At 48.9% G+C, this 26,606-nt stretch carries 22 protein-coding genes; 9 read left to right on the top strand and 13 right to left on the bottom strand.

Going from position 1 to position 26,606, the window contains the following annotated elements; genetic code table 11:
* Window positions 1-42 precede the first annotated feature (42 nt).
* Entirely contained in the window at window positions 43-1,152 is a 1,110-nt protein-coding gene (locus BGO59_RS27585) for an AAA family ATPase (RefSeq protein WP_293689137.1), read from the bottom strand.
* On the bottom strand, window positions 1,149-1,847 hold the full coding sequence (locus BGO59_RS27580; protein WP_293689135.1) for an RNA ligase family protein: 699 nt from the start codon (window positions 1,845-1,847) through the stop codon (window positions 1,149-1,151). Before BGO59_RS27580 ends, BGO59_RS27585 begins: the two co-directional genes overlap by 4 nt.
* 235 nt (window positions 1,848-2,082) lie before the next feature.
* Between BGO59_RS27580 and BGO59_RS27575 the strand changes: the two genes are divergently transcribed.
* From BGO59_RS27575 to xylA, 4 genes are all read left to right on the top strand, one after another.
* Window positions 2,083-2,625 carry an RNA 2'-phosphotransferase gene (locus BGO59_RS27575; protein WP_293689133.1) on the top strand — a complete coding sequence of 181 codons (543 nt, stop codon included), beginning with the start codon at window positions 2,083-2,085 and terminating at the stop codon, window positions 2,623-2,625.
* A 181-nt stretch (window positions 2,626-2,806) separates the two neighbouring features.
* On the top strand, window positions 2,807-5,725 hold the full coding sequence (locus BGO59_RS27570) for a glycosyl hydrolase 115 family protein (protein WP_293689131.1): 2,919 nt from the start codon (window positions 2,807-2,809) through the stop codon (window positions 5,723-5,725).
* Window positions 5,726-5,814: 89 nt separating this feature from the next.
* Window positions 5,815-6,516, top strand: coding sequence for an NUDIX domain-containing protein (locus tag BGO59_RS27565; protein WP_080058351.1), 702 nt, complete (start codon window positions 5,815-5,817; stop codon window positions 6,514-6,516).
* 202 nt (window positions 6,517-6,718) lie between these two features.
* Entirely contained in the window at window positions 6,719-8,050 is a 1,332-nt protein-coding gene (xylA, locus tag BGO59_RS27560; protein WP_293689128.1) for a xylose isomerase, read from the top strand.
* Window positions 8,051-8,132: 82 nt separating this feature from the next.
* On the opposite strand, the gene BGO59_RS27555 is transcribed toward xylA, so the two are convergent.
* From BGO59_RS27555 to apaG, 4 genes are all read right to left on the bottom strand, one after another.
* Window positions 8,133-8,819, bottom strand: coding sequence for a LysE family translocator (locus BGO59_RS27555; protein WP_293689126.1), 687 nt, complete (start codon window positions 8,817-8,819; stop codon window positions 8,133-8,135).
* Window positions 8,820-8,857: 38 nt separating this feature from the next.
* On the bottom strand, window positions 8,858-10,225 hold the full coding sequence (locus BGO59_RS27550; RefSeq protein ID WP_293689124.1) for a hypothetical protein: 1,368 nt from the start codon (window positions 10,223-10,225) through the stop codon (window positions 8,858-8,860).
* Window positions 10,226-10,293: 68 nt separating this feature from the next.
* Window positions 10,294-11,073 carry an O-methyltransferase gene (locus BGO59_RS27545; protein WP_293689122.1) on the bottom strand — a complete coding sequence of 260 codons (780 nt, stop codon included), beginning with the start codon at window positions 11,071-11,073 and terminating at the stop codon, window positions 10,294-10,296.
* 87 nt (window positions 11,074-11,160) lie between these two features.
* Complete coding sequence (gene apaG, locus BGO59_RS27540) at window positions 11,161-11,547, bottom strand: Co2+/Mg2+ efflux protein ApaG (protein ID WP_080058346.1); 387 nt, start codon at window positions 11,545-11,547, stop codon at window positions 11,161-11,163.
* Window positions 11,548-11,691: 144 nt separating this feature from the next.
* Here apaG and ung point away from each other — a divergent pair, with 144 nt between their 5' ends.
* Window positions 11,692-12,357, top strand: coding sequence for a uracil-DNA glycosylase (gene ung / locus BGO59_RS27535; protein ID WP_293689118.1), 666 nt, complete (start codon window positions 11,692-11,694; stop codon window positions 12,355-12,357).
* Between the two features lies 1 nt (window position 12,358).
* On the opposite strand, the gene BGO59_RS27530 is transcribed toward ung, so the two are convergent.
* The 6 genes from BGO59_RS27530 to BGO59_RS27505 all read right to left on the bottom strand — a co-directional run bounded on the left by BGO59_RS27530 (window position 12,359) and on the right by BGO59_RS27505 (window position 18,268).
* Window positions 12,359-13,351 carry an N-acetylmuramoyl-L-alanine amidase gene (locus BGO59_RS27530; protein WP_293689116.1) on the bottom strand — a complete coding sequence of 331 codons (993 nt, stop codon included), beginning with the start codon at window positions 13,349-13,351 and terminating at the stop codon, window positions 12,359-12,361.
* Between the two features lie 137 nt (window positions 13,352-13,488).
* Window positions 13,489-14,658: a signal peptidase I gene (gene lepB, locus BGO59_RS27525; RefSeq protein WP_293689114.1), complete on the bottom strand. Its 1,170-nt coding sequence runs from the start codon at window positions 14,656-14,658 to the stop codon at window positions 13,489-13,491.
* 124 nt (window positions 14,659-14,782) lie between these two features.
* Window positions 14,783-15,538 carry a 4-hydroxy-tetrahydrodipicolinate reductase gene (gene dapB / locus BGO59_RS27520; protein WP_293689112.1) on the bottom strand — a complete coding sequence of 252 codons (756 nt, stop codon included), beginning with the start codon at window positions 15,536-15,538 and terminating at the stop codon, window positions 14,783-14,785.
* A gap of 1 nt (window position 15,539) precedes the next feature.
* Complete coding sequence (locus BGO59_RS27515) at window positions 15,540-16,370, bottom strand: DUF5683 domain-containing protein (RefSeq protein WP_293689110.1); 831 nt, start codon at window positions 16,368-16,370, stop codon at window positions 15,540-15,542.
* A gap of 81 nt (window positions 16,371-16,451) precedes the next feature.
* Window positions 16,452-17,366: a ParB/RepB/Spo0J family partition protein gene (locus BGO59_RS27510; RefSeq protein WP_293689108.1), complete on the bottom strand. Its 915-nt coding sequence runs from the start codon at window positions 17,364-17,366 to the stop codon at window positions 16,452-16,454.
* 119 nt (window positions 17,367-17,485) lie between these two features.
* Window positions 17,486-18,268, bottom strand: coding sequence for an AAA family ATPase (locus tag BGO59_RS27505; RefSeq protein ID WP_020594914.1), 783 nt, complete (start codon window positions 18,266-18,268; stop codon window positions 17,486-17,488).
* Window positions 18,269-18,574: 306 nt separating this feature from the next.
* On the opposite strand from BGO59_RS27505, the gene BGO59_RS27500 reads away from it, so the two are divergent.
* From BGO59_RS27500 to BGO59_RS27485, 4 genes are all read left to right on the top strand, one after another.
* Window positions 18,575-19,987 carry a serine hydrolase gene (locus tag BGO59_RS27500; RefSeq protein WP_293689104.1) on the top strand — a complete coding sequence of 471 codons (1,413 nt, stop codon included), beginning with the start codon at window positions 18,575-18,577 and terminating at the stop codon, window positions 19,985-19,987.
* A gap of 150 nt (window positions 19,988-20,137) precedes the next feature.
* Window positions 20,138-22,876 (top strand): beta-propeller fold lactonase family protein, encoded by a 2,739-nt coding sequence (locus BGO59_RS27495; RefSeq protein ID WP_293689102.1) that lies wholly within the window; start codon window positions 20,138-20,140, stop codon window positions 22,874-22,876.
* A 240-nt stretch (window positions 22,877-23,116) separates the two neighbouring features.
* On the top strand, window positions 23,117-25,612 hold the full coding sequence (locus tag BGO59_RS27490) for an alkaline phosphatase family protein (protein ID WP_293689100.1): 2,496 nt from the start codon (window positions 23,117-23,119) through the stop codon (window positions 25,610-25,612).
* A gap of 173 nt (window positions 25,613-25,785) precedes the next feature.
* Window positions 25,786-26,064: a hypothetical protein gene (locus tag BGO59_RS27485; RefSeq protein ID WP_293689098.1), complete on the top strand. Its 279-nt coding sequence runs from the start codon at window positions 25,786-25,788 to the stop codon at window positions 26,062-26,064.
* Window positions 26,065-26,115: 51 nt separating this feature from the next.
* Here BGO59_RS27485 and imm9 read toward each other — a convergent pair whose 3' ends face one another.
* Entirely contained in the window at window positions 26,116-26,595 is a 480-nt protein-coding gene (gene imm9 / locus BGO59_RS27480) for an Imm9 family immunity protein (protein ID WP_293689096.1), read from the bottom strand.
* Window positions 26,596-26,606 lie beyond the last annotated feature (11 nt).

Raw genomic sequence — 26,606 nt, 5'->3', positions numbered from 1 at the left:
CTCATCGTTTCAGCTCGTCCGCGATGCACTCGCGGACGAGCGTTAGCCTACTTCATAGAGTACCTCGTGGGCTTCCCAGATAGCCGGAATCTCTAGCTTCTCCAGCATACGGCTAACGGCTGGTTCGGGTACGGGATGTTTACGATTCGCGTTCTGTTCGGCCCGACGGGCGTTGGGTACTTCCAGGTAGATCACTTTCACCCAGGCACCGTAGGTCACGAATAAGTCGATCAACTGGGACCGTAAATTCCGGGTTATGTTGGTCGCATTCCAGACAAATGGTTGCTGGCTTCGCAAATAGGCCCGCGCCTGTTCCTTCGCCATCTGGACAACCCGGCCTGTTCCCTTCCGATCTAACGGGTCGATGCCGTACTGCCGCCGGAAAGCATCCAGGCTAACCACTGGCCAATCCCGATAGTGCGACAAAAGGTAATGGTCTTTTCCCACGCCCGGTAAGCCACTCAATAGGACAACGGTTGTTTTGGTATCGTCGTAAAGTGGGAAATCGGGAGCCAGATCGTCGCGTCGGAAATAGTGGAACCGGGTCAGATTTGACGCAAACGGATACGGTTTACCCCAGCAATCCTGCTCCCGACAGAACTCCTCAAACAAATCGATCCGGTACAACAACTCGTCCTGATCGGCGCAGACTCGCCCCAGCACATCGGCGCGAGCCAGCAGCGCCAGCCAGGCCGTGTTGACTTCCAGACTGGCCTGCAAAAGTGCCTGACGTGGGCTTCCTTTCTCAAATACCCAGAGCGGCAACCCATGATAACGGACAAGTTTGGCAACGGCTTCACGCTGAACGAAAGGCGTCGGATACGCATCATATAGAAGTAGTCGAGCGGTTCGTTCGCCTTTGCGGGCGTGGCCTTTAGAAGTAATTCGTCCATCATCTTCCTGCACGGTTGTCGAACGCTTTTCAACATCATGCAATAGCGCAGCTGCCCAAAGGATCGCCTGTTCGTCGGCGGGTAATGCCCGATAGCCCGGTAACGATTCAAGGGCCTCCAGCACCATGCGGGTATGCACGGCTACATCCCCTTCGGCATGATGAACGGGGTCTTGCGGAACACCTACCATGTCGCGGACAAAATCGAACTGGCGCAGCAAATCGGGCCAGCTTTTTCGGTCAGTTAATTGCCAAATCATACGTTCCTCCTTTCCGACGCTAATGGTGCGCGTTTCCAGCTACGGGTCCAGTGCTCATTCGTCTGAACATGCCCTTCCCGAACATATTTGAATACCCGATTCGGAAACGCTGTTACGGCATACGACTCTGAATCCCGCGAAACAATTCCTTCCATTGTGCATGATTCGCCCGTCTGGGCATCGACGGAGCCAAACCGACTTCCCTGGCTGGCCAGCGAACGTACATCTGCTTCGATGTCGTTGGCCTGTAACGGAGCGGTGATTCTCCCTATTTCGGGTACAGTCGGAAAATCGAGCAAATGGGCGTAAAACTGCGTTTCTTCCCACGATAGCCAGACATCATGCTCCCGTATGGCAAAGACAAAGAAATGATCTTCCAGCCGTTCGTACCGAATGGAGTGGATCGCAAACAGGTTCTCGCCAAAGATTTCCAGATTGCCCAGGTCATACCGAATCGATTCCCACCGTTGGCGAATGGCGCTGGTCCAGGGCGATGTGGTGGGAGCTGCATGAGAGCGGGCAAAAACGCCGTAGCGACTCAGGCAGTTGTTTTCACCGTCCAGTTTTTCAGTATGGATAAGCGTTTGAATGTGAGCCAGATCCGATGCATAATCGTAGTTGATACGGTCGTCGCTGGTGGTGCCAGGCGAAAAGGGATAGTGGTACGTTCGCCCGTACTTGGTTGATAAAGCCATGTTTCAAAAATTTAGGTAATACGATAACACACGGCCTTCGGAGCGAAGGCTTTTTAGAAAAGTGCAGTGTCGATTCGTATTACATGGCTTTGCCGGGGCATTGGAGCGCGGGTTCAGAATTGCGCGGCACAAAAGTAAAAAAATATAGACATTCCACTAACTTTCAGTCAGATAGTGATGGACAGGGACTATGAGCCTGTTTTGATTTAACAGATTCGATTTGATGTTGACCGATATGGAAGCTCAGCGTGTGAGCAAATTTCTCAGTTTAGTGCTTCGTCATAAACCCGATACGCTTGGAATTACCCTCAATGAACAGGGCTGGACCGATGTCGATATACTGCTGGCAACGTTGAACCAGCGAGGCTATCGAATCACGCGAGAACAGCTAGCCTATCTTGTGGAGACCAACAACAAAAAGCGATTTGCCTTTAGTCAGGATGAACGCCAGATACGGGCTAATCAAGGGCATTCAGTTGAGGTCGATTTAGGGTATATCGAAAAACAGCCACCCCAATTTCTGTACCATGGAACGGCGACACGATTTCTGGAGCTGATCAGGGCTGAAGGATTGAAAAAGATGAATCGCCATCACGTACATCTAAGTGCTGATGAACAAACGGCTTTTACGGTTGGGAGTCGTCATGGCAAGCCTATTATTCTCACTATAAAAGCGGGCGAAATGGCAGCCACCGGGTACATTTTTTACCAGTCCGAAAATGGCGTTTGGCTGACAGATGCCGTACCTGCAACCTACATTATTGTCGAAAATAGGTAGCCATCTTTACAGCTTTGTCAGAAAGTCGTCTAGTCAAAAGTGAAGCACTATCGTTATAACTAGCCGAATAGTCGCTTTTAGGTGCTACCGAAAGGTAGTAATACCCAGTTTTTTTAATCATAGGTTAACGTAAGACACCCTCCTGTCGGTTGGCAGGAGGGAGGTTTTAGATCGGTTTCTTATGCGACTTACTTTCATCATTTTAATTGTCTGCCTGTCTCCTCTACTCACGCTGGCTACCGACACCAGGGCCTATGTGGCTAATCAGAACGGAGCGGGCTATTTTGCATTGGTGGCCTACGGGAAAGCAACGCCACTCATGACCAGTACGGGCGAGTATCCTGGTGTTGTGCGGGCGCTGAAAAACTTGCAGGCCGATATACATCAGGTAACCCAAAGCCTGCCCATTCTGAAAACGGACAAAGACCTCTATACCAAAGAAATTGTTCTGGTTGGCACAGTAGGAAAAAGCACTCTGATTGACCGGCTGGTTCAGGTAAAGAAACTGGATGTAGCTGGTCTCGTCGGCAAATGGGAGACGTTTCTGACACAGATTGTAGAAAATCCCATGCCGGGTGTCGACCGGGCACTGGTCATTGCCGGAAGCGATAAGCGCGGAACCATTTACGGTATTTATGACCTATCGGCTCAGATCGGTGTTTCGCCCTGGAACTGGTGGGCCGATGTTCCTGTGAGTCCGCAGTCGTCACTGTATGTATTACCGGGTCGTCATACCCAGGGAACCCCCGCCGTTAAGTACCGGGGCATCTTTATCAACGATGAAGCCCCGGCACTATCAGGTTGGGCAAAGGAGAAATTCGGTGGTTTTAACCATCGGTTCTACGAGAAAGTGTTTGAGCTGATTCTTCGCCTGAAAGGCAATTACCTCTGGCCTGCCATGTGGGGAAGTGCTTTTTATGACGATGATAACCTGAATCCGTATCTGGCCAACGAATATGGAGTTGTGATTGGTACGACACACCACGAACCTCTTATGCGTGCCCATGACGAATGGCGACGCTATGGTAAAGGCCCCTGGAACTACCAGAAAAACGAAGCGGCATTACGTGAATTCTGGAAAGAGGGGATTCGGCGGATGGGAACGAATGAGAGTATTGTTTCCGTCGGAATGCGGGGCGATGGCGATGAACCCATGAGCCGGGAAAGCAACATTGCGTTGCTGGAGCGAATTGTGACCGATCAGCGTAAAATTATTAGCGATGTTACACGTAAAAATCCGTCTGAGACACCGCAACTCTGGGCACTGTACAAAGAAGTGCAGGCGTACTACGACAAAGGCATGCGGGTACCCGACGATGTGACGCTGCTCCTTTGCGATGATAACTGGGGTAATATTCGCAAACTGCCCGCTGTCGGTTCGCCTAAACGGCAGGGCGGCTATGGCATCTATTATCACTTCGATTATGTGGGTGGACCCCGGAACTACAAATGGCTCAATACCAGTCCTATTGCCCGTACCTGGGAACAGATGCATCTGGCCTATGAGCATGGGGTCGATCGTATCTGGATTGTAAACGTCGGTGATATCAAGCCAATGGAATTTCCGATTGAGTTTTTTCTGGACTACGCCTGGGCACCCGACCAATGGCCTGCCGAACGGCTGGATACGTATGCGTCGTTATGGGCTGAGCGCCAGTTTGGGCCGAAACACGCTCGGGCTGTTGGCCGCATCCTTCAAAAGTACACTAGCTACAACAGCCGCCGAAAACCTGAATTACTTTCGCCCGATACGTATAGCCTTACCCACTACCGCGAAGCCGAGACCATTGTGAATGAGTATAACGCGCTGCTACGGGAAGCCGAACAGATTTATAACGACCTGCCAGCAGCCTATCACGCTGCGTATTACCAGCTTGTGCTGCATCCGGTACGTGCTTGTGCCAATCTGAATGAATTATACGTAACCGTCGCCAAAAATCGCCAGTATGCTGCGCAGCGAAGAATACTGACGAATAAACTGGCACTACGAGCGAAGGAATTGTTCGAGCGCGACGCCCAAATTACGCGCTATTACAACGATACTCTGGCTAATGGCAAGTGGCACCACCTGATGGACCAAACACACATTGGCTACACCTACTGGCAACAGCCCGACAAAAACACCATGCCCGATGTGAAAATAATAGATGATCCAACGACAGACGAAATGGGCGTAGCTGTCGAAGGGTCGGACGACTGGTGGCCTTCAGCAACGACAAAGCCGGTGTTGCCTGTTATCAATTCGTTCCAGAACCAGTCCGTTTATTTCGACGTGTTCAATCGAGGCAAAACACCGTTCACCTGTACCATTGAAACCCCCGTTTCCTGGTTGAAAGTTCTTTCAGGAAGTCGAATAACGGACCAGGAGCGGATAGCCGTCAGTGTTCTCGACTGGAAAAAAGTGCCCATCGGTACCCACCGGATTCCAATTACCGTTAGTGGGTTCAATGGTAGTCAGGTTATTGTGATCGAGGCTGTTGTAGAGAACCTTGTCTGGCCGAAGCGTACCGAAATGAATGGTTTCCTGGCGAGTGATGGCTATGTGTCGATGGAAGCGGCTCATTATACGAAAGCGATTCATACCGATTCGATTCATTGGGAGTCGGTGCCGGATATTGGTCGTACTGGGGCTGGCATGATGATTTCGCCGGTTACATCGCCCAGTCAGGAAGAACTTACTGCCCAAACCCCTCATCTGGAATACCGTATCTATGCCGCCGATACAGGCCAGGTACGAGTGTATACCTATCTGTCGCCAACACTTAATGTCAACGAGAACAAAGGGTTACGGTTCGGTATTTCATTCGATGACGAAAAGCCACAGGTAATTGATATACACGCGGGCGAAACGAATAAAGTTTGGGAGCAATCGGTCGCGAATAACATCCGTATCCTGATGTCACAGCATACACTTGCCAAACCCGGCGAACACATGCTGAAATTCTGGATGGTAGACCCGGCCGTAGTGCTTCAAAAGATAGTAGTAGACGTTGGCGGTTTAAAATCCAGTTACCTCGGTCCACCCGAAAGTTTTTATCGAACGCAGGAAACCTCTGTTGAGATCGGTAAAGAGTATAAACGTAAACGACAGGTAGATTAATCGGCCTTCTATTTCTTTTAAAGAAAGCCGCCAAATTTCCGTAGTTTGCAGGTTTAAAACCTTCCGACCTGAATCGAATAACATTGTTGATGGTAGAGCAATACAAAGAGCAGCGACCTTATTTATTGGCATTAGACTCCATTATTTTTGGCTTCGATGGGGAAGGCCTCCGGGTATTGCTGGTAAAGCGGGGTATCGAAGGGAGTACCTGGTCGCTGATGGGTGGCTGGCTTCAGCCTGAAGAGAGTCTGGAACAGGCAGCTGCCCGCATCCTGTTCGAACTGACGGGCCTGACCAACGTGTATCTCGAACAACTACATGCTTTTGGTGATCCGTACCGCGATCCCATTGTCCGTACTATTTCCGTTGCCTATTTCTCGCTGGTCAAAGTAGCCGACTACGAATCGAACCTGTCTGAAGCGTTTCAGGCACGCTGGTTTTCGATTTACGATCTGCCTACGTTGCTGTTCGATCATGCCGATATGGTCGACCTGGCTCTTAAGCGGTTACGATATAAAGCGGCCCAGCATCCAATCGGTTTTGAACTCCTTCCCGAAAAATTTACCATTCCTCAGCTCAAGAAACTCTACGACGCTATTTATAATACGGACTTCGATAAACGGAACTTCAGCCGTAAAATTCTCTCAACGGGACTGCTCATTAAATTGGATGAGAAGCAGAAGGGCTTTTCCAAGAAGGGCGCGTATTACTATCAGGTCGATGCGGTTAAATATGGCCAGTTGACCAATTCTTTCCTGAATTTCATACCGAATACAGATACCATTCTGTAAGCGTCCGTATTTTTCATTCGGGCGTATAGAGTAAAATCAACGGGTCTTCTGCCTCTTTCCAGCAAGCCTTTATGTTGTTGAAACATATAGCATCAGCCAGAGACACTTATTTTTTAATTGTCATTTTGACAATTAAAAAATAAGTGTCAACTTTACACTATAGAAATTGCTGGAAAATTAACGCTTAACCAATTTCAGAATCATGTCGAACATCACGCTTGGCGACCAGGAGTTCTTCAAAGGCATTGGCGCTATTGCCTACGAAGGCCCCAAATCCAAAAATCCCTTAGCTTTTAAATGGTATAATCCCGAACTGATTATAAACGGTAAATCATTACGGGAGCAATTGCGCTTTGCGATCAGTTACTGGCATACCTTCTGTGGAACGGGGGGCGATCCCTTTGGCCCCGGTACGCGTGTATTTCCCTGGGATCAGGATAGCGACGCCAATGTACGGGCCAAGCTCAAAATGGATGCCGCTTTTGAATTCTTCACCAAAATAGACGCTCCTTACTATTGCTTCCACGATATTGATTTGGTGGATGAAGGTTCGTCGGCGGCAGAATACGAAAAACGCCTGCAAACCATTGTTGACTATGGCAAACAGAAACAGGCTGCCAGTGGGGTGAAACTGCTTTGGGGGACAGCCAACGTATTTTCGAATCCCCGTTACATGAACGGTGCTTCAACGAATCCTGATTTTTCCGTATTGGCCTATGCAGGTACGCAGGTGAAAAATGCCATTGATGCAACCATTGCGCTAGGTGGTGAGAACTACGTATTCTGGGGTGGTCGCGAGGGCTATATGTCGTTGTTGAACACCAACATGAAACGGGAAGTAGAGCACCTGGCCCGCTTCCTGACCATGGCACGGGACTATGCCCGTAAGCAAGGCTTTACAGGAACCTTCTTCATCGAGCCAAAGCCAATGGAGCCAACCAAGCATCAGTACGATTACGATGCTGCTACGGTTATTGGTTTCCTGCGCCAATACGGACTCGATAAAGACTTCCAACTGAACATTGAAGTAAATCACGCAACGCTGGCAGGCCACACCTTCGACCACGAATTGCAGGTAGCCGCCGATGCGGGTATGCTGGGAAGTATCGATGCTAACCGGGGTGACTACCAGAATGGCTGGGATACCGACCAGTTCCCAATCAATATTTACGAACTCGTTGAAGCCGCTTTGGTAATTCAGCAGGCCGGTGGGATTAAGCCTGGTGGGATCAACTTCGATGCGAAAGTACGTCGGAACTCAACCGATATAGACGACCTGTTCATTGCGCACATTAGCGGTATGGATGCCTTTGCTCGTGCGTTTATCGCTGCCGACGCCATTCTGAAAGAGTCCAATTACCTCAAATTCCGGGCAGAACGGTACGCATCATTCGATAGTGGTCAGGGTAAAGCCTTTGAAGAAGGAACGCTGACGCTGGAAGACCTGCGCGCCTATACGCTGGAAAATGGCGAACCTCAGATGCGCAGCGGTAAGCAGGAGTGGCTTGAAAGTATTATCAATCAGTATATCTGATTTTTCTCTAAGATGGGGTATTCTAAACAGCCTGAGAGCTTACTGCTTTCAGGCTGTTTTGTTAAGAAACGGTTTAATTGACCTACTTGGCCTGCTCCAGCGTTAGTTTAAGACCCAGCAGAATAAACACACTGCCAGTAACGTTGGTGAACCAATGCTGAACAGTCGGATTCTCTTTCAGACGATGACTTAGGCTTGCCGAAAACAGGGCCAGCAGAATGCACCAGAGGGTTCCGGTCAGGGTGAAGGTTAAGCCCAGCACCAGAAAAGGAATCGGCTCATGGCTGTATTCTTTTTGAACAAACTGAGGCAGAAAGGCCAGGAAGAACAACGCAACTTTCGGGTTCAGGATATTGGTCAAGGCGCCCGATACAAACAGCTTACCAGTACTATGAGCTTTGTCGGTAGCCTGAATAGCCAGGGTCGCTTTTTGATGCAGCAACATCTTCAGGCCGAGGTAGACCAGATAGGCCGCCCCTGTATATTTGATCACATCGAAGGCCAATTGTGACTCTGCGATGATGGCCGACAGCCCAAAAGCCGCCAGACAGCTGTGAAAAAAACAGCCCGCCGAAATCCCCAACGCCGAATAAATACCCGCCTGCTTTCCCTGCGACAGACTTCGCCCCAGAATATACAGTGTATCGGAACCGGGCGTGATGTTCAGTAGAATACCAGCAACCAGAAAGGCCAGATAATTGTCGATGCCAAACATATGCAGCAAGTTATCGACAGGATTTACAGGATAAACAGGATTTATTTGTCTCATCCAATCTTGTTTATCCTGTAAATCCTGTCGAAGAAAAACTATTGATCTTCGTAGTAATAGCCGAAGATGATGCCCATTTCGTCGTCACTCGTCAGGCCGAAACTAACATCTTTGGCTGTGGTATTCGTATAGGTGATTTCTGATGTTAGCCCTTCGCCTTTCTTGAGGGCAATCGGTGTTGTAAACGTGACAATGTCGGGATGGGCCCAGTCTGTTGAGGTGAATACCACTTCACCATCGCGGGTGCCGCCTTTAATTTTGATCACAAACTTCGTTCCCAACTGGTGCATGTGTGAGGTCAGTGTCAGAATCTTACGGGGCTTGTCGAACGTAAAGGATTTGGTCAGTGTCACCGTTTTCCCGGCCGGAATATTCAGATTCGTATTGCTCAGATTTAACGTCTGCACCACATTGACCACTTTCGATTTATCAACTGTGTACAAATTAATCTGTGCTTCCCCCTTCATGACCGACGTCGTTTTATTGACAAAGTGCGAGTTTAGGTCGAGCGACGCATTAGCCGGAATGAGTAGAGCCGCACCTTCCGGGAAAACGTAATTCTGGTATTGCGCCTGAGAGCCAGCCAGGTAAACATGGTTTGACATGCTCAAGGCCGTTACAACATTGAGCGAATTATCGGCGTTTCGGAGATCACGAATGTCGTTCAGGTTAGGAAGCAGACTTTTATTCGAAAAATCGTAGGCTACAAAATGATGGCTACCACTCCGCATTTTGGTTTCGTACCGATTTACGTAAATATCGGTTGTGTTGCCCACCAGCCGACGAGTGAACAGTTCCCGTTCAAAATTTGGCTGAATATCGAACGAGGGTACCGCCATCTGATAGCCAGTTCCGGTAGCGGGCACCGATAACGATTCGTAGGGAGTTATGGTAACCGTATTATCGGCCAGCAGGTTTGCATCGACAACACTACCCGTTTTGGGGGCACCTGCTTCAATCCATCGCCGGACGAATTCGATCTGGCCGTCAGGCAATGTATTCCCTCCCAAGGGCATCTGGTTGCCATACGATTTCCCGGAGTGGTGGCTGGCCGAAATGTTCAGTTTATGATAGAGCAGACTTTCCAGCGATGCATAGGCTTTCACCCGTTTCAGACCATCGGCTTTAGCATTCGTGTTTTTCGGATCAACGCCAACCAGATTGGCATACGCAACTCCTTCGGCCAGTACCAGCCCGTGTTGAATAAACGTAGCATCTTTCTCCGATGCGTGGCAACCCGATAGCGCGCAGGATGGGGTAAAGATTTTCTGTTGAATCAGATCGAAGGTGGCCGTTTCGGTAGGTGTGGGGGAATCAGTTGTCGTTTTACTACACGATACCAGATTCAGCAGGATAGCCGACACCCCAATGCAAAGGCCTAAGCGGGTATAAGTCAGGAAGTTCATAGTCCGTTTCAGGCCAAAAAGCCCTTCGAAAGATAACGCTATTTCTGCACTTTTCTGTTAAACGCCTGTTAAAAGCGGAGGATAAAATCCTGCCTTGGCTGCTCCTTCCGAAAGAAAACCAGCCCCACCCAAAATAGATCGACGGTAATGCTTACGGACGTATGTGCCTTGATATAGGCCCATGCCTGCTCCATTTCTGCCGACCAGTGAATATCATCGAATACGAAAACTGTATCGTTATGAATGTTGGTCAGGCAGGTTTCAAAATAGCGGATAGTAGGTTCATATCGGTGGTTGGCATCGAAGAACACAAAATCGATGGGTGGACTGGCAGCAATTTGCGGAGCCAGCGTTTCGTCCAGATTACCAACAACCAGCGATACATTGTCAAAGCCAAGCTGTGCAAAATTCTGTCGGGCAATAGCCGCTGTTTCCGGGCACCCTTCAAACGTCAGAACGTTTCCCTGAAAGGACCGGGTTGCTTCGGCTAAGTAGGCTGTCGTAATACCAAGCGAGGTGCCGAGATCGATAATCGTCCGGGCTTCGAATCGGTGAATAAGCCGATACAGCAGTCGACCAAAGTGAGCTGGTTTTTGAGAGTTACGAGCAATATCACCAACTGTACGTTGCCGGGCTGCGTTCACTTTTGAGCCTGCGCCAAAGTCTGTAATGGTAATGAGTTGGTGATTTTTTCGAAGTTCTTTTCGAAGCGTCTGAATTGGTTGAAAAACTGCTTTTGAGCCATTCCTGGGCCGAATAACCTGGGTATACAGCGAGAAGAGAAATGGTGAATGCAGCGAATGTTCGTCGCGAGCGCGACTTAAATAACGAAAGTAAGGAAGCAACATAAGGAATGGATAATGTAGAATGTAAAATGAACAATGGCAGTTCAGCACATCATTCGCTTTTCATTATCCATTATGCATTTTTCATTATTAATTCAATTTATAGGGCACGACCATCGTAAACTCAGGGATGTTTACACGGAATTGTTTGCCATCGATAATTCGTTCGATCAGGTAGGTACCCGACATTTTGCCGATGCTCGACCGGAGATTGCAGCCTGATACATATTCGTGGACTTCGCCCGGTTCCAATACGGGTTGTAGCCCGACAACCCCTTCGCCTTCGACCTCCCGAATTGTTCCGTTTGAATCGAAAATCAACCAATGCCGCCGAAGCAACTGGATGGTATAGTCGCTGGCATTTTCAATCGTGATTCGGTAGGTGAATACATAGTGAGCCTGAAGCGGACTGGAGTAGTCGGCCTGATACTCTGTTTTCACGCTAACTTTTACGCCTTCTGTGACTGACGAAACCATAAATTTAGTATCGTTTGCAACCTAAGAACGAAAATTAAGTTGATTAGTTTTGTTACGCAAGAGCGTTGGCGAAAAAATTTCAGAGAGCCGCTTGCGCCTGGTTTAGGTCTATAATCTCAAATAACCCTTATCAGTTCCTTATTCATGAATGTATCCATTGCCGAATCGTGGAAAGCTTGGCTCCAGCCCGAATTTGACAAACCATATTTTGCTGAATTAGCGGAGTTTCTACGGCACGAGTATAATACGCAACGGGTTTATCCGCCCGGCCGATTGATTTTCAACGCGTTTGATAAATGCAGTTTCGACGATGCACGGGTAGTGATTCTGGGGCAGGACCCTTACCACGGTGAAGGTCAGGCGAACGGACTCGCGTTTTCAGTAGCAGATGGTATCCCCAAGCCACCTTCGCTGATCAACATCTTCAAGGAAATTCAGGACGATCTGGGCAAACCCATTCCGAAGTCGGGTAATCTCGAACGGTGGGCCCGGCAGGGGGTCATGCTGCTGAACGCTACCCTAACGGTTCGGGCTGGCCAGGCTGGATCGCATCAGGGCAAAGGGTGGGAAACCTTTACCGATGCTGTCATCAAACTGCTTTCGACTGAGAAACAACACATCGTGTTCATGCTCTGGGGAGCGTATGCACAGAAGAAAGGGGCCGTGATCGATGGTAAAAAGCACCTGGTTTTGAAAGCCAAGCATCCATCGCCTATGGCAGCCAACTACGGGGGCTGGTTCGGCAACAAACATTTCAGTCAGGCCAATACCTATCTGGAAAGCAAAGGCTTACCGCCAATCGAATGGTAAATTATCTCGTCGTATAATCCGTTTGCAGGCCAGTGCAGATCCAGTTGGCCAGGGCCTGTCGGTTATCGGCCAGCAGGAATCGTCGTTGATCTTTATCGTTGCGAATGTTGCCCAGCTCAATAAAAACGGTGGGTGGGTGGCTGTTCCGAACAACGTATAGGCTGCTTCGGTCCGATACGGTGCCGAGGTAGCTTCGGCCCGGCTGGCTCCGTTTATAGCCCGATTTGAAGCTTTTATGGATGTGTTTGGCCAGTTGTTTCCCTACGTTGCTATTCTCGTGGTGGTAAAAAAACACATCGATATTCTGGCCTTCGCTCCGGCTGTCGACATGGATCGTTACGAAGCGTTGATACCGCTCTTTATGCTTGCTGTGGAGCCGATTGACGGCATCTGTACATTGACGGAGCCGTAGCGTTTGGTTTAAGGGAATGGGCTGATTGGGATAGGCAACCTCATCATGATCCAGTTTCAGAACGCTCCCGTCGCGTATGCCATCGTTAAGGTCACGAACCATCATGTAGACGGTGGCGCCATGTTCCATCAGATTACGGGCCAGTCGGATCGTAACATCATAGGCATATTCATCTTCGGCCAGCGCATACTTTCCATACTGGCCAATGGCGCCGGGGTCAGGGCCACCGTGTCCCGAAGCGAGATAGTAAACAGCCCCTCCCAAGGTTTGATCTTTAACGGTCACATGGGCATATTTAGGCCCCATCAGGGCTATCGACGTTACATTAGCGGCTGTTCTGGCGGTGACCGCTACCTTTTTGGCCGATTTATGATTAACGGATCGGATTTTGGATGAATGGTTCCGTTTAGTAGTGGCGGCCGAAAGCCGTTTTTTGGCCGAACGAGCCCGAAGTGCAGACGACTTTTCCTTGCCTTTTGCCACGGCCAACTGAGTGCTTCCCTGGACAAGTAATAAAGCCACTAAGGTCAGAAGCCTTATCGAATTGCTGGTACGACGACGTTGGAGTAATAACTGTTGCATGCTTCGGGGATAAAACGTTTTAGATTCGGACTTAGAACGGACAAAAGAGTCACCAGATTGCGTGTATGATAAACCCCTGATTTTGTGGCTCTATGCACAAAACCAGGGGCTGACCGTTTGTTTGCCTGACTCGTTCGTTAGTCGATCGTTCGGAACAAGCGGTTCCAGCGGATCTTGTTCCAGATATTGGCCGGGTTCGGATCGAGCGACATCCAGACGAAGACAGCCTTCCCAACGATATGATCTTCGGGAACGAAGCCCCAGAACCGTGAGTCGAGGGAGTTATCGCGGTTATCGCCCATCATGAAATAGTAATCCTGTTTGAACGTATACGACTTGATAGGCTGGCCCGCAATTTTGATACTTGCCGAATCGAGCTCAACTTTTTCGTTACCGTCGTAGAGTTGAATAACCGGACCATACAGCGCAATGGTCTGTGGATTGATCTGGATCGTAACCCCTTTTTTCGGGATGGTGAGCGGGCCAAAGTTGTCGTGATTCCATTTGAAGGTGGGTGCTCCATAAATCATCGGAGCCGCTTCACCGGGTTTTTCGGTCATGGGTTCAATACCTTTCACCCAGTCAAACCCTTTGAATTTGGCGATTGTCTCTTCGGTTGTATTGAGGCTATAACCTACCAGCTTTTGTGTTTTGGTCGAATCGTCGTATTGTACCAGCGGTTTCCAGTTTTCGGTGGGTTGATTGGGGTCGCGGTAGTCATTTACGATGTCGTACTTACGGAAGAACGTATCATCCAGCTCTTCGGTCGTTTTGATAAAGTATTTCTGTTCTGAGCGGGGTGGTTTCGGAAATGGTTTACCATTGACAAATACCTCACGCATCCGTACTTCAACCACATCGCCCGGAATACCGATGCACCGTTTGATGTAATTGGTTTTCAGATCGACCGGATAATCGATGTTGTCGTTGAGGTATTTGGGCGGTACGTTGAACACCACTACATCGCCGTTCTTGACGTGCGTAAAACCCGGCAGCCGATAAGACGGAAGCTGAATAAGCGTACTGTAAGAGGGAATATCGGTTCCCCAGATTTTCTGGTGCGTCAGCGGCACTTGCAAAGGCGTCCGTGGGGTACGGGTGCCATAGTGCAACTTGCTCACAAACAGAAAGTCGCCTACCATCAGGCTGTTTTCCATCGAAGGTGTTGGAATGGTAAACGCTTCCATAAACAACCACCGGATAAGCGTAGCCGCTACAACCGCAAATAAGACGGAATCGAACCATTCCCGAATGGGCGATTTCTTGGTTTTAGCCGGTGCTTCGGCCTTGGTTTTAACTTCAGACACGTTCAATACTGATGAATTATGAATTATAAATTATCGATGTTGAGGTAGAAGGCAATCGGCTACTCCTGGAATAAACAACGAAATTACGAAGATGAAATGGTTTTATTTCATCATTCATCATTTGTCACCGCGCAGACGGCTCCGTCAGCATCCCCAACAGATCGTCCATCCCAAATACGCCCTCACGCCCAACGAGCCACTCGGCCGCTACAACGGCTCCCAGTGCGAACCCTTGTCGGCTGTGGGCTACATGCTTAATATCGATCCGGTCAACATCCGATTCGTACCGAACAATGTGCGTTCCGGGAACCGTACCTTCACGAAGCGACTTGATTTCAATATCGTCTTCACCCACAATAGCGGGCTCTTTATCGGGTTCGTTGACTACCCAGCGGTGTTTGTGGGGTAATTGTTCCAGTACACCTTCGGCCAGGGTAATAGCGGTTCCGCTAGGTGCATCCTTCTTTTCGGTATGGTGAATTTCGGTCATCGACACATGGTACGATGGATAATTCCGCATAAACTGCGCCAGTATTTTGTTCAGTCGGAAGAACAGGTTGACACCAATGCTGTAGTTCGATGCGTAGAAAAAAGCGCCTTTATTGTCACGGCACAGGGCTTCGATTTCGGTGCGATGGCTCAGCCAGCCGGTTGTTCCGCAAACGACTGGCCAGCCACGTTTTAAGCAGTACGATAGGTTCTCGACTGCCGATTCGGGCGAGCTGAATTCTATGACAACATCAACATCGTCGGGTTCTAGATTCGCCAGGTCAGCGTGGTTATCAGCATCGATACGGCCCGCAATCTGGTGACCCCGGTCGAGCGCAATTTGCTCGATGGTCTTACCCATTTTGCCATAGCCAAGCAGAAGTATATTCATATCATTTAAACGTAAACGCTACCCGAACACCGGGGACTAAGCCAACACCGGGGGTAGGTAGCACACTGGGTTCGACGTTCATGGAAATGTCGTCGGATAAATCAAAAGTTTTTAAGTGGGCCGCTACATTGGCTTCAACAATTGAAACCGCATAAAGTGCCACCGATAATAAAACATTTAGATCCCTGTAGCGTCGGTAGGTATCATACGCATTTTTGGCGCCCGTCGCCGAACGGTATTGATACGGGCCAATGACGACATACTCTGGTTTGACGTATGTAGCACTTACCAGAGTAGGATCGCCAGTCAGATTGGAGGGATAAATGCCAGTGTCAAGTCCAATGTTATAGGCACCAGCTACTACATCGCCGAACAGGAGTCGTCGATAGCCTGTTGCCGCTTCCTGAGCCAGACCCCGGTATTTGACGAATAGGTATCCCATAACGGCGTAACCTGCGTATACAAACGGCATTTTATAATATTGCCGATTGTAGGCTTGCCCCAATGCCAGGATCGGAACAAGTGCCCGCATGGTTGCTTTACGGGGTACAATTTTGTGGATCTCACGCTCCTGCTTTGCCGTTAGCCGAACAGTATCGGGGCGATCCAGTGACGTTGAATCGTTTTCGGGAGTCAGGATGGAGGTGCCTACACGAACGCCATTTCGGCGGATGGTCGTCGGTATGGAGTCGGAAGCAGAGCGGAGTTGTCGGGTCGAATCCGTTGGTGCTGGTGTGGGAGCAGGTTTAATAGCTGGGCTTTGGGCAAAGAGCGAGCCAACTGTTAAGACGACTAACAGTGCAGCAATGCATGAAGTTGATAATGAATTCATACATAGACAACGTCCGAATCCATTGGCCTGGATTCGTTGGTCTACCCGTTTAAGGTAATTTAACACGACTAACCGATGCGTTCAACTCTGAGAATTCAGTACTTCCAGGATTTTGGCCAACTCCTCCTGTGAGGTGAACGGGATTTTGATTTCGCCCTTATGCTTCTCATCGGCTTTGATCGACACGCGGGTACCAAATAAAGAGGATAGCTTGAATTGAAGGCTACGGATTTCCTGCTTGGGTAACGTTATCCGGCGATTTTTACTGGTTTCTTCAATTCCATCGGATAAATTCCGAACGGCTTCTTCCACTTTTCGCACCGACCATTCTTCATCAACGGCTTTCGTAAAAAGTCGAATTTGTGTTTCAGGGTTTTCGATGTTGATAATGGCCCGCGCGTGACCCATCGAAATTCTATTGTCGCGAAGAGAAGCCTGTATCACGGGCGGAAGCTTCAGCAATCGGATGTAGTTATTGACCGTTGTCCGGTTTTTGCCTACCCGTTCGCCCAGTTCCTCCTGTTTCAGACTGCATTCGGTAATGAGCCGCTGATAGCTGAGCGCAATTTCGATGGCGTTGAGGTTTTCGCGCTGAATGTTTTCGATCAGCGCCATTTCCAGCATTTGCTGGTCATTGGCCGTGCGGATATACGCAGGAATATGCGTAAGGCCGGCTATTTTGGAGGCCTGCAAACGGCGTTCACCAGCAATGAGCTGATAGCGTTCTTTGCCTAGTTGCCGAACAGTAATCGGTTGTATGATGCCTTGCGTCCGAATCGAATCAGCCAGTTCCTGGAGCGCTTCTTCATCGAATCGGGTACGAGGTTGAAAGGGGTTCGTTTCAATCAGCGACAGACTGATTTCAGTCATCGTACTGATGGATTCGTACGGAGACGGTTTCGACTGTCGGTTGACCGCTTCGGTATCGTGCAGCAAGGCACCTAAGCCACGGCCCAATCCTATCATCTTCTTATTCGGTGCTTTGGTGTTATCCATGCGTAAAGATGTATGATATAGGATGTATGATATACGATATATACTATAGGATATCTATTACTGTAAGTGAGCAACCATCCATATACGTTATATATCACACATCATACATCATACATATTTTAAGCTTCTTGTGGCATCATGCCATTTTTAATCAAAATCTCACGGGCCAGGTTCAAATAGCTAACAGCTCCTTTGCTGTCGGCATCCTGAGCCAGAGCCGGAACCCCAAAACTGGGTGATTCGCTTAGCCGGATATTGCGCGGAATGATGGTATTGAATACCATTTGCTGGAAGTGACTTGTTACTTCACTTACCACCTGATTCGACAACCGAACCCGCAAATCATACATGGTCAGCAGAATGCCTTCAATGGCCAGATGCGTATTTAACCGCGACTGGATGATTTTGATCGTGTTCAGTAATTTGCCTAATCCTTCGAGCGCAAAATATTCGCACTGAACCGGAATAATAACCGAGTCAGCAGCCGTTAAACTGTTGATGGTGATCAATCCGAGCGAAGGCGAACAGTCAATGATAATGAAGTCGTACTCGTCGCGCAGGCTACCGAGTGCTTCTTTCATCTTATCCTCCCGATTCTGGAGGTTGATCATTTCGATTTCAGCACCTACGAGGTCGATGTGGGAAGGCAGCAGGTCCAGGTTCGGAAAATCCGTCTGGATAATAGCATCCTGCGGCCGAACACCTTCGACCATGCATTCGTAAATACTGTTTTCGATTTCCTTCGGATTGTATCCCAGTCCCGACGTAGAGTTCGCCTGAGGATCTGCATCAACAATGAGCGTCTGAAATTCGAGGGCGGCCAAACTGGCGGCCAGATTTATCGTTGTTGTAGTTTTACCGACGCCCCCCTTTTGGTTGGCGATAGCAATGACTTTACCCATCGGTCTGTACGTTGCAGGTCCAAAGATGCCGGATAGTTTTCACGAAAGCAAGAAATGTTCCACGGAATGTTCCACAAAATTTTATTCCGTATAAAATGCTCTTGATACAGAGGCAAAAAGGGGTAAAAAGTGTCCGATCATGCGAAATGGCTAACGTTACGCTAAAAAAGGCAGAAAAAAATAATAAAGAATTAATCAGGGCGAGAGGCTATGTGCTGTGCAACAATTTGATAAGTGACTGACTCATTGGGGGTACATTGGTGATTTCTGCTGCCTTTGATAAGACAATTTAATCTGTTCTCCGGTATGGTTTATCGAATTTGTATCCTTGTTATCGGCTTACTTCGTTTCAGTCCGGCGGTTGCCCAGGTCAATTCCGTGGTCTATAATTCGGTAAGGGATTCGATTATTGCCCGGTTCAATCGGAATGATTTCAAAGGTATCTATCAGTTGGCTGATACAGCCTTCTCCAACCATATTTCGGAAGATCGACTGGTTAGCTACCTGAAGAGCAATCGCAATAGTGGCAATATTATCTCCGTGGTATCGCAGGAAGAGACTAAGGGTGGGATTTCGTATCATCTGCAATTCGAAATCAGGGACATGCTTCTCTTCTTAAAAGTGACACCTGATCGACGATTCAATAGTTTCGGTTTATCGAATGTGCCGATTACTTTATCGGCCGTTGCTCCTCAGGTACAAAGCGATAATCCACTGAAAACAGATATGGATCGGTCGGTGGATAGCCTGGTACGAGATTACTTTCGTGACCCCAGAGCAACCGGACTTTCCATTGGGCTGGTAAAGGCTGGTAAAGTGTCTATGTATCAATACGGTGAAACGCAGAAAGGAAGTGGCCATCTGCCTACTTCACAAACAATTTACGAAATAGGCTCGATTACCAAGACGTTTACCGCTACCCTTCTAGGCAAGGCTGTGCTGGATGGCAAAGTCGCTTTATCGGACGATATTCGGCGTTATTTGCCTGGGGAATTTCCTAATTTGAGTTATGCCGATCATCCGATTACGTTACAGTATTTAGCGAATCATACGTCTCAGTTACCCGCAATGTCCGCTAATATAGGTGATCAGCGAGGGTATAACCCCTTAATGCCTGAAGCGAATTATGACTCCGTTTTATGTTACCAGGCATTACGGTCTATAAAATTGGATACAGTACCGGGTTATAAGTTTATGTATTCTAACTGGGGTATGGCCCTACTAGGACATATTCTGGAAAAAGTGTATCATCAGTCGTATGCCCAGTTGCTACGGCAGTATATCACGGGTCCGCTCGGTATGGTTCATACAACCTACCAACTGGTCAACGAGGATAAAAGGCAACTGGCAACCCCATATAGTGAAAATGGTCGACCGATTCTTTTTCAGGATGAGGGTTTGTTTGGCGCTGCTGGGGATATTCACGCTGATCTTGTGGATATGGTGCGGTACATGCTGGCACAACTAGCCGAAAAAGATCAAGCTATTCTCCTGACGCATCAGCTCACGCGAAACAGTACGGGCCTGGGCTGGGGTGTTCGTCAGGTAGACAATTATCGGGATATTCAGCATAATGGCAGCACACCGGGCTTTACGTCGCATATTTCTGCCTTTCCGGAACTCAACAGCGGTTGCGTACTTCTGGCGAATGATAAAGCGGCTATGGGTAAACTAATCGTTCGTTTACAAACACTGGTAAAGCAGAAAATCTCCAGATGAATGGTAAACTATATTCCTGATCAGTTTTCCTTGACAGACGTGGGTAGATCTATGTTTTCATACGATTAAATCGTAAAGCGTATCGTTGCGATTTGCCAGCGGATAGCGATTCTTTGGCTATCTTTCTGGCTCCGCTGGAAACTGCGTTTTATGAATACCTACTTTACATCGCTTCTCTACTGGCTGGTTACCCTGTTTTTGTGCGTCCTGCTGCAAGGATGCCGTCATTCGCTGAGCCCTTCATCTGGCTACGGGCCATCGGCTTATAAAACTGCAACGGATGATAGTACACTCTACAATCTGAAATCGCCTTTCCTGATGCCCTATAACCGGATTATCGATGCGGCCGGGCAATCGGTTAGTTTTGGAGATGCGAGCCAGGAAAACCATAGCCTGGATGCCGTATTACTTCCCGATGGTAAAACGTTAGCGGTCGAGGATCGGTATGGCGTGGCTTTTTTTGATGCCAGAGCCCATCAGCTTATTTCTCGCTGGGAGTATGCTAAAGTCTCGAACCTGCGCGGGAGTATGAGTTCGTTTTCAGGGATCAAAGCCATCGTTCACCACGATTCGACCTATATTTTCTGGGGTGCCGGTGGGCGCGGAAAGCCCAATTCGTATGTGGTGCAGGCAGTTTGGGACGGCTCCCGCGCCCGATTGGTTCGGACGATTCCGTTTGAGCCGCTGGCTCCGGCTACTATTGCCCTGCCGAATGAAGTGGCTGTTCGGGAAGAGTCGGGCGAGTTATATCTGTATACGGTGCTTAACGGCAATAATCAGCTCGTAAAAATCCGGGTCAGGGATCAGCACACCATCTGGACGGCTTCGACTGGCGTTGCCCCATATGGGCTCACATTGCTCGGACAAAAAGCCTACGTAACTAACTGGGCTGGCCCGGTGCCTGACCTCACCAATGGTTTTGAAACGGCGGGTGTTCCCTGGGGGAGTGCCTACGTCGATCCAAAAACGGGAGCAATGGCACGGGGTACGGTTTCGGTGATTGAGCTTCAACAGGGCAGGCCAGAAACGGAGTTGTCGGTCGGTCTGCACCCCAACGCCATCATTAGTAGCCCCGATGGTCGATTTTTGTACGTAGCCAATGGTAACAGCGATTATGTGTCGGTTATCGATGCACAAAAACAACAGGTGACCGACTCCATTTTTGTCGGATTATTCAACCGGGGCAATGGCTACATCGGCAGTACCCCCAACGCACTGGCTATCGATCCGCAAGGAACAACGTTGTACGTAGCGAATGGCATGGATAACGCTGTCTGTGTGGTTTCGCTGGGGAAGACTGCCTCAACAAATGGTAAAGGTAACCATCAGATTAAAGGGTACATTCCAACGCAGGCGTATCCATCCGGGCTGGTGCTCAACAACGGTGAACTCTACGTAACGAATCTGGAAGCAATTGGCCCCCGAATTGCGAATCCTGTCGATCAGGGTGGGCAGGGTGGAAAGCTGAACAAAAAGGAGTTGAGTGCCTTTAACTCGCACAAGCAACTGGCGTCCATCTCGTTTATTCCTTTGCCAACGGAGAGCCAGTTAAACGCCTACACCGAAAAGGTCAAACAGCAGAGCCTTCAGTTTCGGCTGTCGCTGACCGAACAGGCTCCCCGGCCTAATGTGGCCCCACGGCCCGTTCCTGAGCGTATTGGCGAGCCATCAGTTTTTAAGCATGTGCTCTACATCATTAAAGAAAACCGGACGTATGACCAGGTACTGGGCGACATGCCGGAGGGAAAAGGAATGCCCGATCTCTGTATTTTCGGTGATAGCGTAACGCCCAACCAGCACCGGATTGCCCGCGATTATCTGCTCATGGATAACTACCACGTATCGGGCAAATCGTCGGCGGAGGGCCACCATTGGGCCAGTGCCGCTATGGTGACCGATTATACCGAAAAGAACGTCCGGGCATGGTTTCGAAGCTACCCCCATGTGTTGTACGATGCATTGGTATACGACAAAAAAGGGTTGATCTGGAATAACGCGCTTGATCACGGTAAAACCGTTCGGCTCTACGGGGAAGCCTGTACCTGTCATTTCGATAGCAAACAGTATAACTGGAAAAATCTCTACCAGATGCGTCAGGAGAGCAAGCCATTCTCCTATACGAATACCACGACCATTTCGCGCATCCGGCCCTATTTGTCGATGGACTTTCCAGGTTGCGACGATGAGAACATCAGTGATCAGATGCGGGCCGATGCGTTTATCAAGGAACTGAAGGAAATTGAAGCGAATCCCAATGCCGATCTGCCGAACCTGATGGTGATGTCGCTGCCCAACGACCATACATCTGGCTTGAATCCTGCTTTTCCCGTACCCAGGGCCATGGTAGCTGATAACGATCTGGCAGTGGGCCGGATTGTCGACGCCATTACACACAGCCGCTTTGCCGCATCAACGGTTATTTTTATTACGGAAGACGATTCTCAGGCGGGGTGGGACCATATGTCTGCTTACCGAACAACAGGGTACATCGTCAGTCAGTATTCCCGCTTAAAGAAAACGGTTCATACCAATTATAACCAGACATCGATGGTCAGAACGATGGAGCAGATTCTGGGATTACCACCCATGAATGTGATCGACGCAACGGCCTTACCTATGTTCGACTGCTTCACGGATCAGCCCGACCGATCCTTTACGTACAAGGTTCAGCCTAACCGGGTCAATCTGGCCGAAATGAACCCATCGCCAACCGGGTTGAAAGGGCCAGCACTTCGGTTTGCCAACCAGTCCATCAAGCATGGATTTTACCAGATTGACCGTGGACATGATGATCTACTGAACCGAATTTTATGGTTTGCCGCCAAAGGGAAAAAACGCTACCCCGCCGAACTGGCAGGAGCCGAGGAGGAAGATGACGACGACGATTAGATTTTAATTTTCTGACAGGATTCACAAGATTTACAGGATGAATTTTGCATCACGTGCGTGAGGGTGGGTTCTTAAACCCGCCCAGCGAGGTTTCTCAAAACCGAGTGATGCTTTTTTGTCCGGTTTTGAGAAACCTCGCTGGGTCAGATTGGCGAATCTGACCGCACGGGTTCTCAAGCAGGGAAACTGCTAACTCGAACCAACTCCTTAGATTTGATCACCTCTTAACGCATGTCAATCATGGCTACTCGTTCCGGTATTATTTACAGCCTCTGTGCGCTGCTGGCTCTTACGCTGGCCAGCAGTTGCCGACGAAATGTTTCGTCCTCCGAAGAGAACGAAGCCTACCAAAAACTGGCAGCTACGCGGGTGAAGCTGCCCAATGGCTGGGCGTTGACCCCACCGGGGCGCAGCCTCAAACTCGACGATCTGCCGCTTAATCTGGTTGTATCGCCATCGAAGAAATACCTGGCCGTTACCAACAATGGGCAGAGTACGCAGAGTATTACCCTGATCGATGCTCAAACCGAACAGATTGTCGATACCGCTAAAGTCGGGAAAGCCTACCTCGGACTGGCCTTCAGCGATGATGAAAAATGGGTCTATGCATCGGGCGGGAACGATAATAAAATTCTGGTGTATAAACTTAGCAACGGCGATCTGCAAGCCGATGAACCGATCAGTTTGGGCAAGCCGTGGCCGGTGAAAATTTCTCCGGCAGGACTGTGTGTCGATGCCGCTAAAAACCGGCTGTACGTTGTCACGAAAGAGGATAGCTCACTCTATATTGTCGATACAAAAACCCGAAAAACAGTTCAAAAACTGAACCTGGGAGCGGCTGCGTATACCTGCCTGCTCTCGCCCGATAAAACGGAACTGTTTGTGTCGGTATGGGGCGGGGCAAAAGTGCTGGTCATCAATACCGCCACGCAAGCCATAACGACCGGGATTGCAACCAACAAAAACCCAAACGACCTGTTGCTGACCCGCGATGGGAAGTACTTGTTTGTGGCCAATGGGAATGACAATACTGTCGCCCTGATCGATGTGGCTAAACGACAGGTCATCGAAACCCTCACTGCATCACTTTTCCCGAATGCGCCCGTGGGTACTACGCCGAATGGACTGACGCTGAGCGACGATGAAAATACCTTGTACATTGCTAATGCGGATAATAACTGTCTGGCGGTTTTCGATATAACCCGAAAAGGGCACAGCCAGTCCAGCGGTTTTATTCCAACGGGTTGGTATCCGACGGCCGTTAAAGTCATTGGATCAAAAATCTTCGTAACTAACGGAAAAGGGTTTTCATCGCAGGCGAATCCGCGTGGGCCGAACCCCGTTCGTACGCGAACGCCACAGCAGGTTGGTCCTAACCCACAAGCCAATCCGGGGCCGGTGCAGTACATCGCGGGACTATTCAAGGGAACCCTTTCCATTATCGATAAGCCTGATGCGGTTTTGTTGTCTGCTTACTCGCGATTGGTGTATGCCAATACGCCCTATACCAAACGTAAAGAGCTTCAGGCCGAAGGCGAACCCGGCAACCCGATCCCGATGCGGGTAGGCGACAAATCACCGATCAAGTATGTGTTTTACGTCATCAAGGAAAATCGGACGTATGACCAGATTCTGGGCGATATGTCCGAAGGAAACGGCGACGCCAGCCTGTGCCTGTTCCCACAGAAAGTGACCCCGAACCAACATGCCCTGGCAAAAGAGTTTGTGCTGCTTGATAATTTCTACGTTGATGCCGAAGTCAGTGCCGACGGGCATAACTGGTCGTCCGCAGCGTATGCGAACGATTACGTCGAGAAAAACTGGGTGACCAGCTATGGCGGCCGGGGTGGTACCTACGATTACGAAGGGCAGAAAGAGATTGCCTACCCGCGAGACGGTTTCATCTGGAATCACTGCGAGCGGGCCGGAGTTTCGTACCGAAGCTACGGCTGGTTTACTGACGAAAAACCAAAGGATAAAGTTTTGCAGGGACACTACTGCCCCGATTTTAAAGGGTTCGATCTGGGGTATCTGGACGTAAAACGGGAAGAAGCCTGGGAGAACGAGTTCGATAAGCTGGTGGCGGCTGGCAACCTCCCCAAACTGAATACCATCCGTATGGGCAATGATCATACGTCGGGTGCTCGCGTCGGATTACCCACGCCCGATGCCGCTGTGGCCGACAATGATCTGGCCGTTGGTCGACTGGTGGAGCATCTGTCGAAAAGTCCTATCTGGAATGAATCGGTTGTGTTTATCCTGGAAGATGACGCACAGAATGGTCCTGATCACGTCGATGCCCACCGATCCATTGCGTTTGTGGCTGGAGGGTTTGTTAAGCGGGGGTTTGTCGATCATACCATGTATTCGACCTCGGGGATGCTGCGAACTATCGAACTGATTTTAGGGCTGAAACCCATGAGCCAGTACGACGCAGCGGCTACGCCCATGTGGCGCTGCTTCTCGAAAAAAGTGGATGCTACCCCCTTCAAATCACGCGAAGCGGGCATCGATCTGAACGAGAAAAATGTAGCGGTCAATTACAACTCGAAACGGTCTCAGCAATTCAACCTGACCCATCCCGACGATATCGACGATCTGATCTTCAGCGAGATTGTCTGGCAAACAGTCCGTGGACCGAAGAGTGTCATGCCCGCTCCTCGTCGTGGGGCATTCGTTCGTCCGGGCAAAGGTATGGATGATGACGACGAAGAAGGCGACGATGATGACGATTAAAGCGTCATCATCGTCGGGTTTACCATATAGGGGCTATTGCAGAAGTTGGTAAAGAACTGAATCCTCATCGCTTTCAGTGATGACACAATTTCTAGCCGAAAAGGGTTCACGCTTTAAGCTTCATCAACCGATCCTGGGCTTTTGCAATAGCAATACAGATTATACAACAGAAAATGGAAGATATAACGGGGGTTTGGGTCTTTCACGGTGAAGGTGGTCGGTGCTCCAGTGGTGTGTTCACTGATAAGTCCAAGGCTGAATCTTGGATTAGTCAGCATCAACTTTCTGGGGTACTTACCTTGTATCCACTCGATATAGGCATCTATGATTGGTCACTTGAGAATGGGTACTTCGAGATAAAAAAAGAGGAGCAATCTAAGCCCAGTTTTATTCAACAATTCACCAGTGGAAGCCAAGAGCATTATCATTTTGAAAATGGTAAACTAGATTAGCTACATAACATAAGTTTAGTGGCTGTTGCAAAAGTCAAAACAACCATCAGATTATATTAATCTATCCTTCACTTTGATGCCTCCTACTGTAAAACCTTCAAAAAAAGCTCGTTGAATTGCCCTTCTCAAACAATCATATATACAGTCAGTGCGGTTAGAAAATAGATTGAAATCGACCTGCTCTACCCAAAAGTTTTTCAATATCGTGTGGTAGTGATCAGGTCCATATATGTATTGATTGTCTTCTACACCCCAAGAAACTATATTTATTGACGGAATAGGAATAGCGATATAGATTTCCTTGATCTTTTGGCTATGTAAAGTGCCCAATTTATTCCTACTAATCAGAAGCTGTTTACCGTTGTTATAGGTTATCCAAAAACTAACAATCCAGTCACTATTAGAAGAACCATCCTGACTAAACAAGACTTTATCAACCATTGGCTTAAACTTATTACTTAGTTGATCGCTGTTAAAATCAACGTCTAAAAAATCTATAATTAAAGAAGAATGATTAAACCTAGACTCCATTATAGGACACC

Source organism: Spirosoma sp. 48-14 (assembly GCF_001898575.1).
In the GTDB taxonomy this organism is placed as follows: domain Bacteria; phylum Bacteroidota; class Bacteroidia; order Cytophagales; family Spirosomataceae; genus Spirosoma.
Note: the sequence above shows the minus strand (reverse complement) of the source record. Positions and strands in the feature narration are given on the sequence as shown.

Bases quoted from the DNA above. Each gene is read 5' to 3' on its own strand.
- BGO59_RS27585 (WP_293689137.1), bottom strand. From the start codon at position 1,152: ATGATTTGGCAATTAACTGACCGAAAAAGCTGGCCCGATTTGCTGCGC.
- BGO59_RS27580 (WP_293689135.1), bottom strand. From the start codon at position 1,847: ATGGCTTTATCAACCAAGTACGGGCGAACGTACCACTATCCCTTTTCG.
- BGO59_RS27575 (WP_293689133.1), top strand. From the start codon at position 2,083: ATGGAAGCTCAGCGTGTGAGCAAATTTCTCAGTTTAGTGCTTCGTCAT.
- BGO59_RS27570 (WP_293689131.1), top strand. From the start codon at position 2,807: ATGCGACTTACTTTCATCATTTTAATTGTCTGCCTGTCTCCTCTACTC.
- BGO59_RS27565 (WP_080058351.1), top strand. From the start codon at position 5,815: ATGGTAGAGCAATACAAAGAGCAGCGACCTTATTTATTGGCATTAGAC.
- xylA (WP_293689128.1), top strand. From the start codon at position 6,719: ATGTCGAACATCACGCTTGGCGACCAGGAGTTCTTCAAAGGCATTGGC.
- BGO59_RS27555 (WP_293689126.1), bottom strand. From the start codon at position 8,819: ATGAGACAAATAAATCCTGTTTATCCTGTAAATCCTGTCGATAACTTG.
- BGO59_RS27550 (WP_293689124.1), bottom strand. From the start codon at position 10,225: ATGAACTTCCTGACTTATACCCGCTTAGGCCTTTGCATTGGGGTGTCG.
- BGO59_RS27545 (WP_293689122.1), bottom strand. From the start codon at position 11,073: ATGTTGCTTCCTTACTTTCGTTATTTAAGTCGCGCTCGCGACGAACAT.
- apaG (WP_080058346.1), bottom strand. From the start codon at position 11,547: ATGGTTTCGTCAGTCACAGAAGGCGTAAAAGTTAGCGTGAAAACAGAG.
- ung (WP_293689118.1), top strand. From the start codon at position 11,692: ATGAATGTATCCATTGCCGAATCGTGGAAAGCTTGGCTCCAGCCCGAA.
- BGO59_RS27530 (WP_293689116.1), bottom strand. From the start codon at position 13,351: ATGCAACAGTTATTACTCCAACGTCGTCGTACCAGCAATTCGATAAGG.
- dapB (WP_293689112.1), bottom strand. From the start codon at position 15,538: ATGAATATACTTCTGCTTGGCTATGGCAAAATGGGTAAGACCATCGAG.
- BGO59_RS27515 (WP_293689110.1), bottom strand. From the start codon at position 16,370: ATGAATTCATTATCAACTTCATGCATTGCTGCACTGTTAGTCGTCTTA.
- BGO59_RS27510 (WP_293689108.1), bottom strand. From the start codon at position 17,366: ATGGATAACACCAAAGCACCGAATAAGAAGATGATAGGATTGGGCCGT.
- BGO59_RS27505 (WP_020594914.1), bottom strand. From the start codon at position 18,268: ATGGGTAAAGTCATTGCTATCGCCAACCAAAAGGGGGGCGTCGGTAAA.
- BGO59_RS27500 (WP_293689104.1), top strand. From the start codon at position 18,575: ATGGTTTATCGAATTTGTATCCTTGTTATCGGCTTACTTCGTTTCAGT.
- BGO59_RS27495 (WP_293689102.1), top strand. From the start codon at position 20,138: ATGAATACCTACTTTACATCGCTTCTCTACTGGCTGGTTACCCTGTTT.
- BGO59_RS27490 (WP_293689100.1), top strand. From the start codon at position 23,117: ATGGCTACTCGTTCCGGTATTATTTACAGCCTCTGTGCGCTGCTGGCT.
- BGO59_RS27485 (WP_293689098.1), top strand. From the start codon at position 25,786: ATGGAAGATATAACGGGGGTTTGGGTCTTTCACGGTGAAGGTGGTCGG.
- imm9 (WP_293689096.1), bottom strand. From the start codon at position 26,595: ATGGAGTCTAGGTTTAATCATTCTTCTTTAATTATAGATTTTTTAGAC.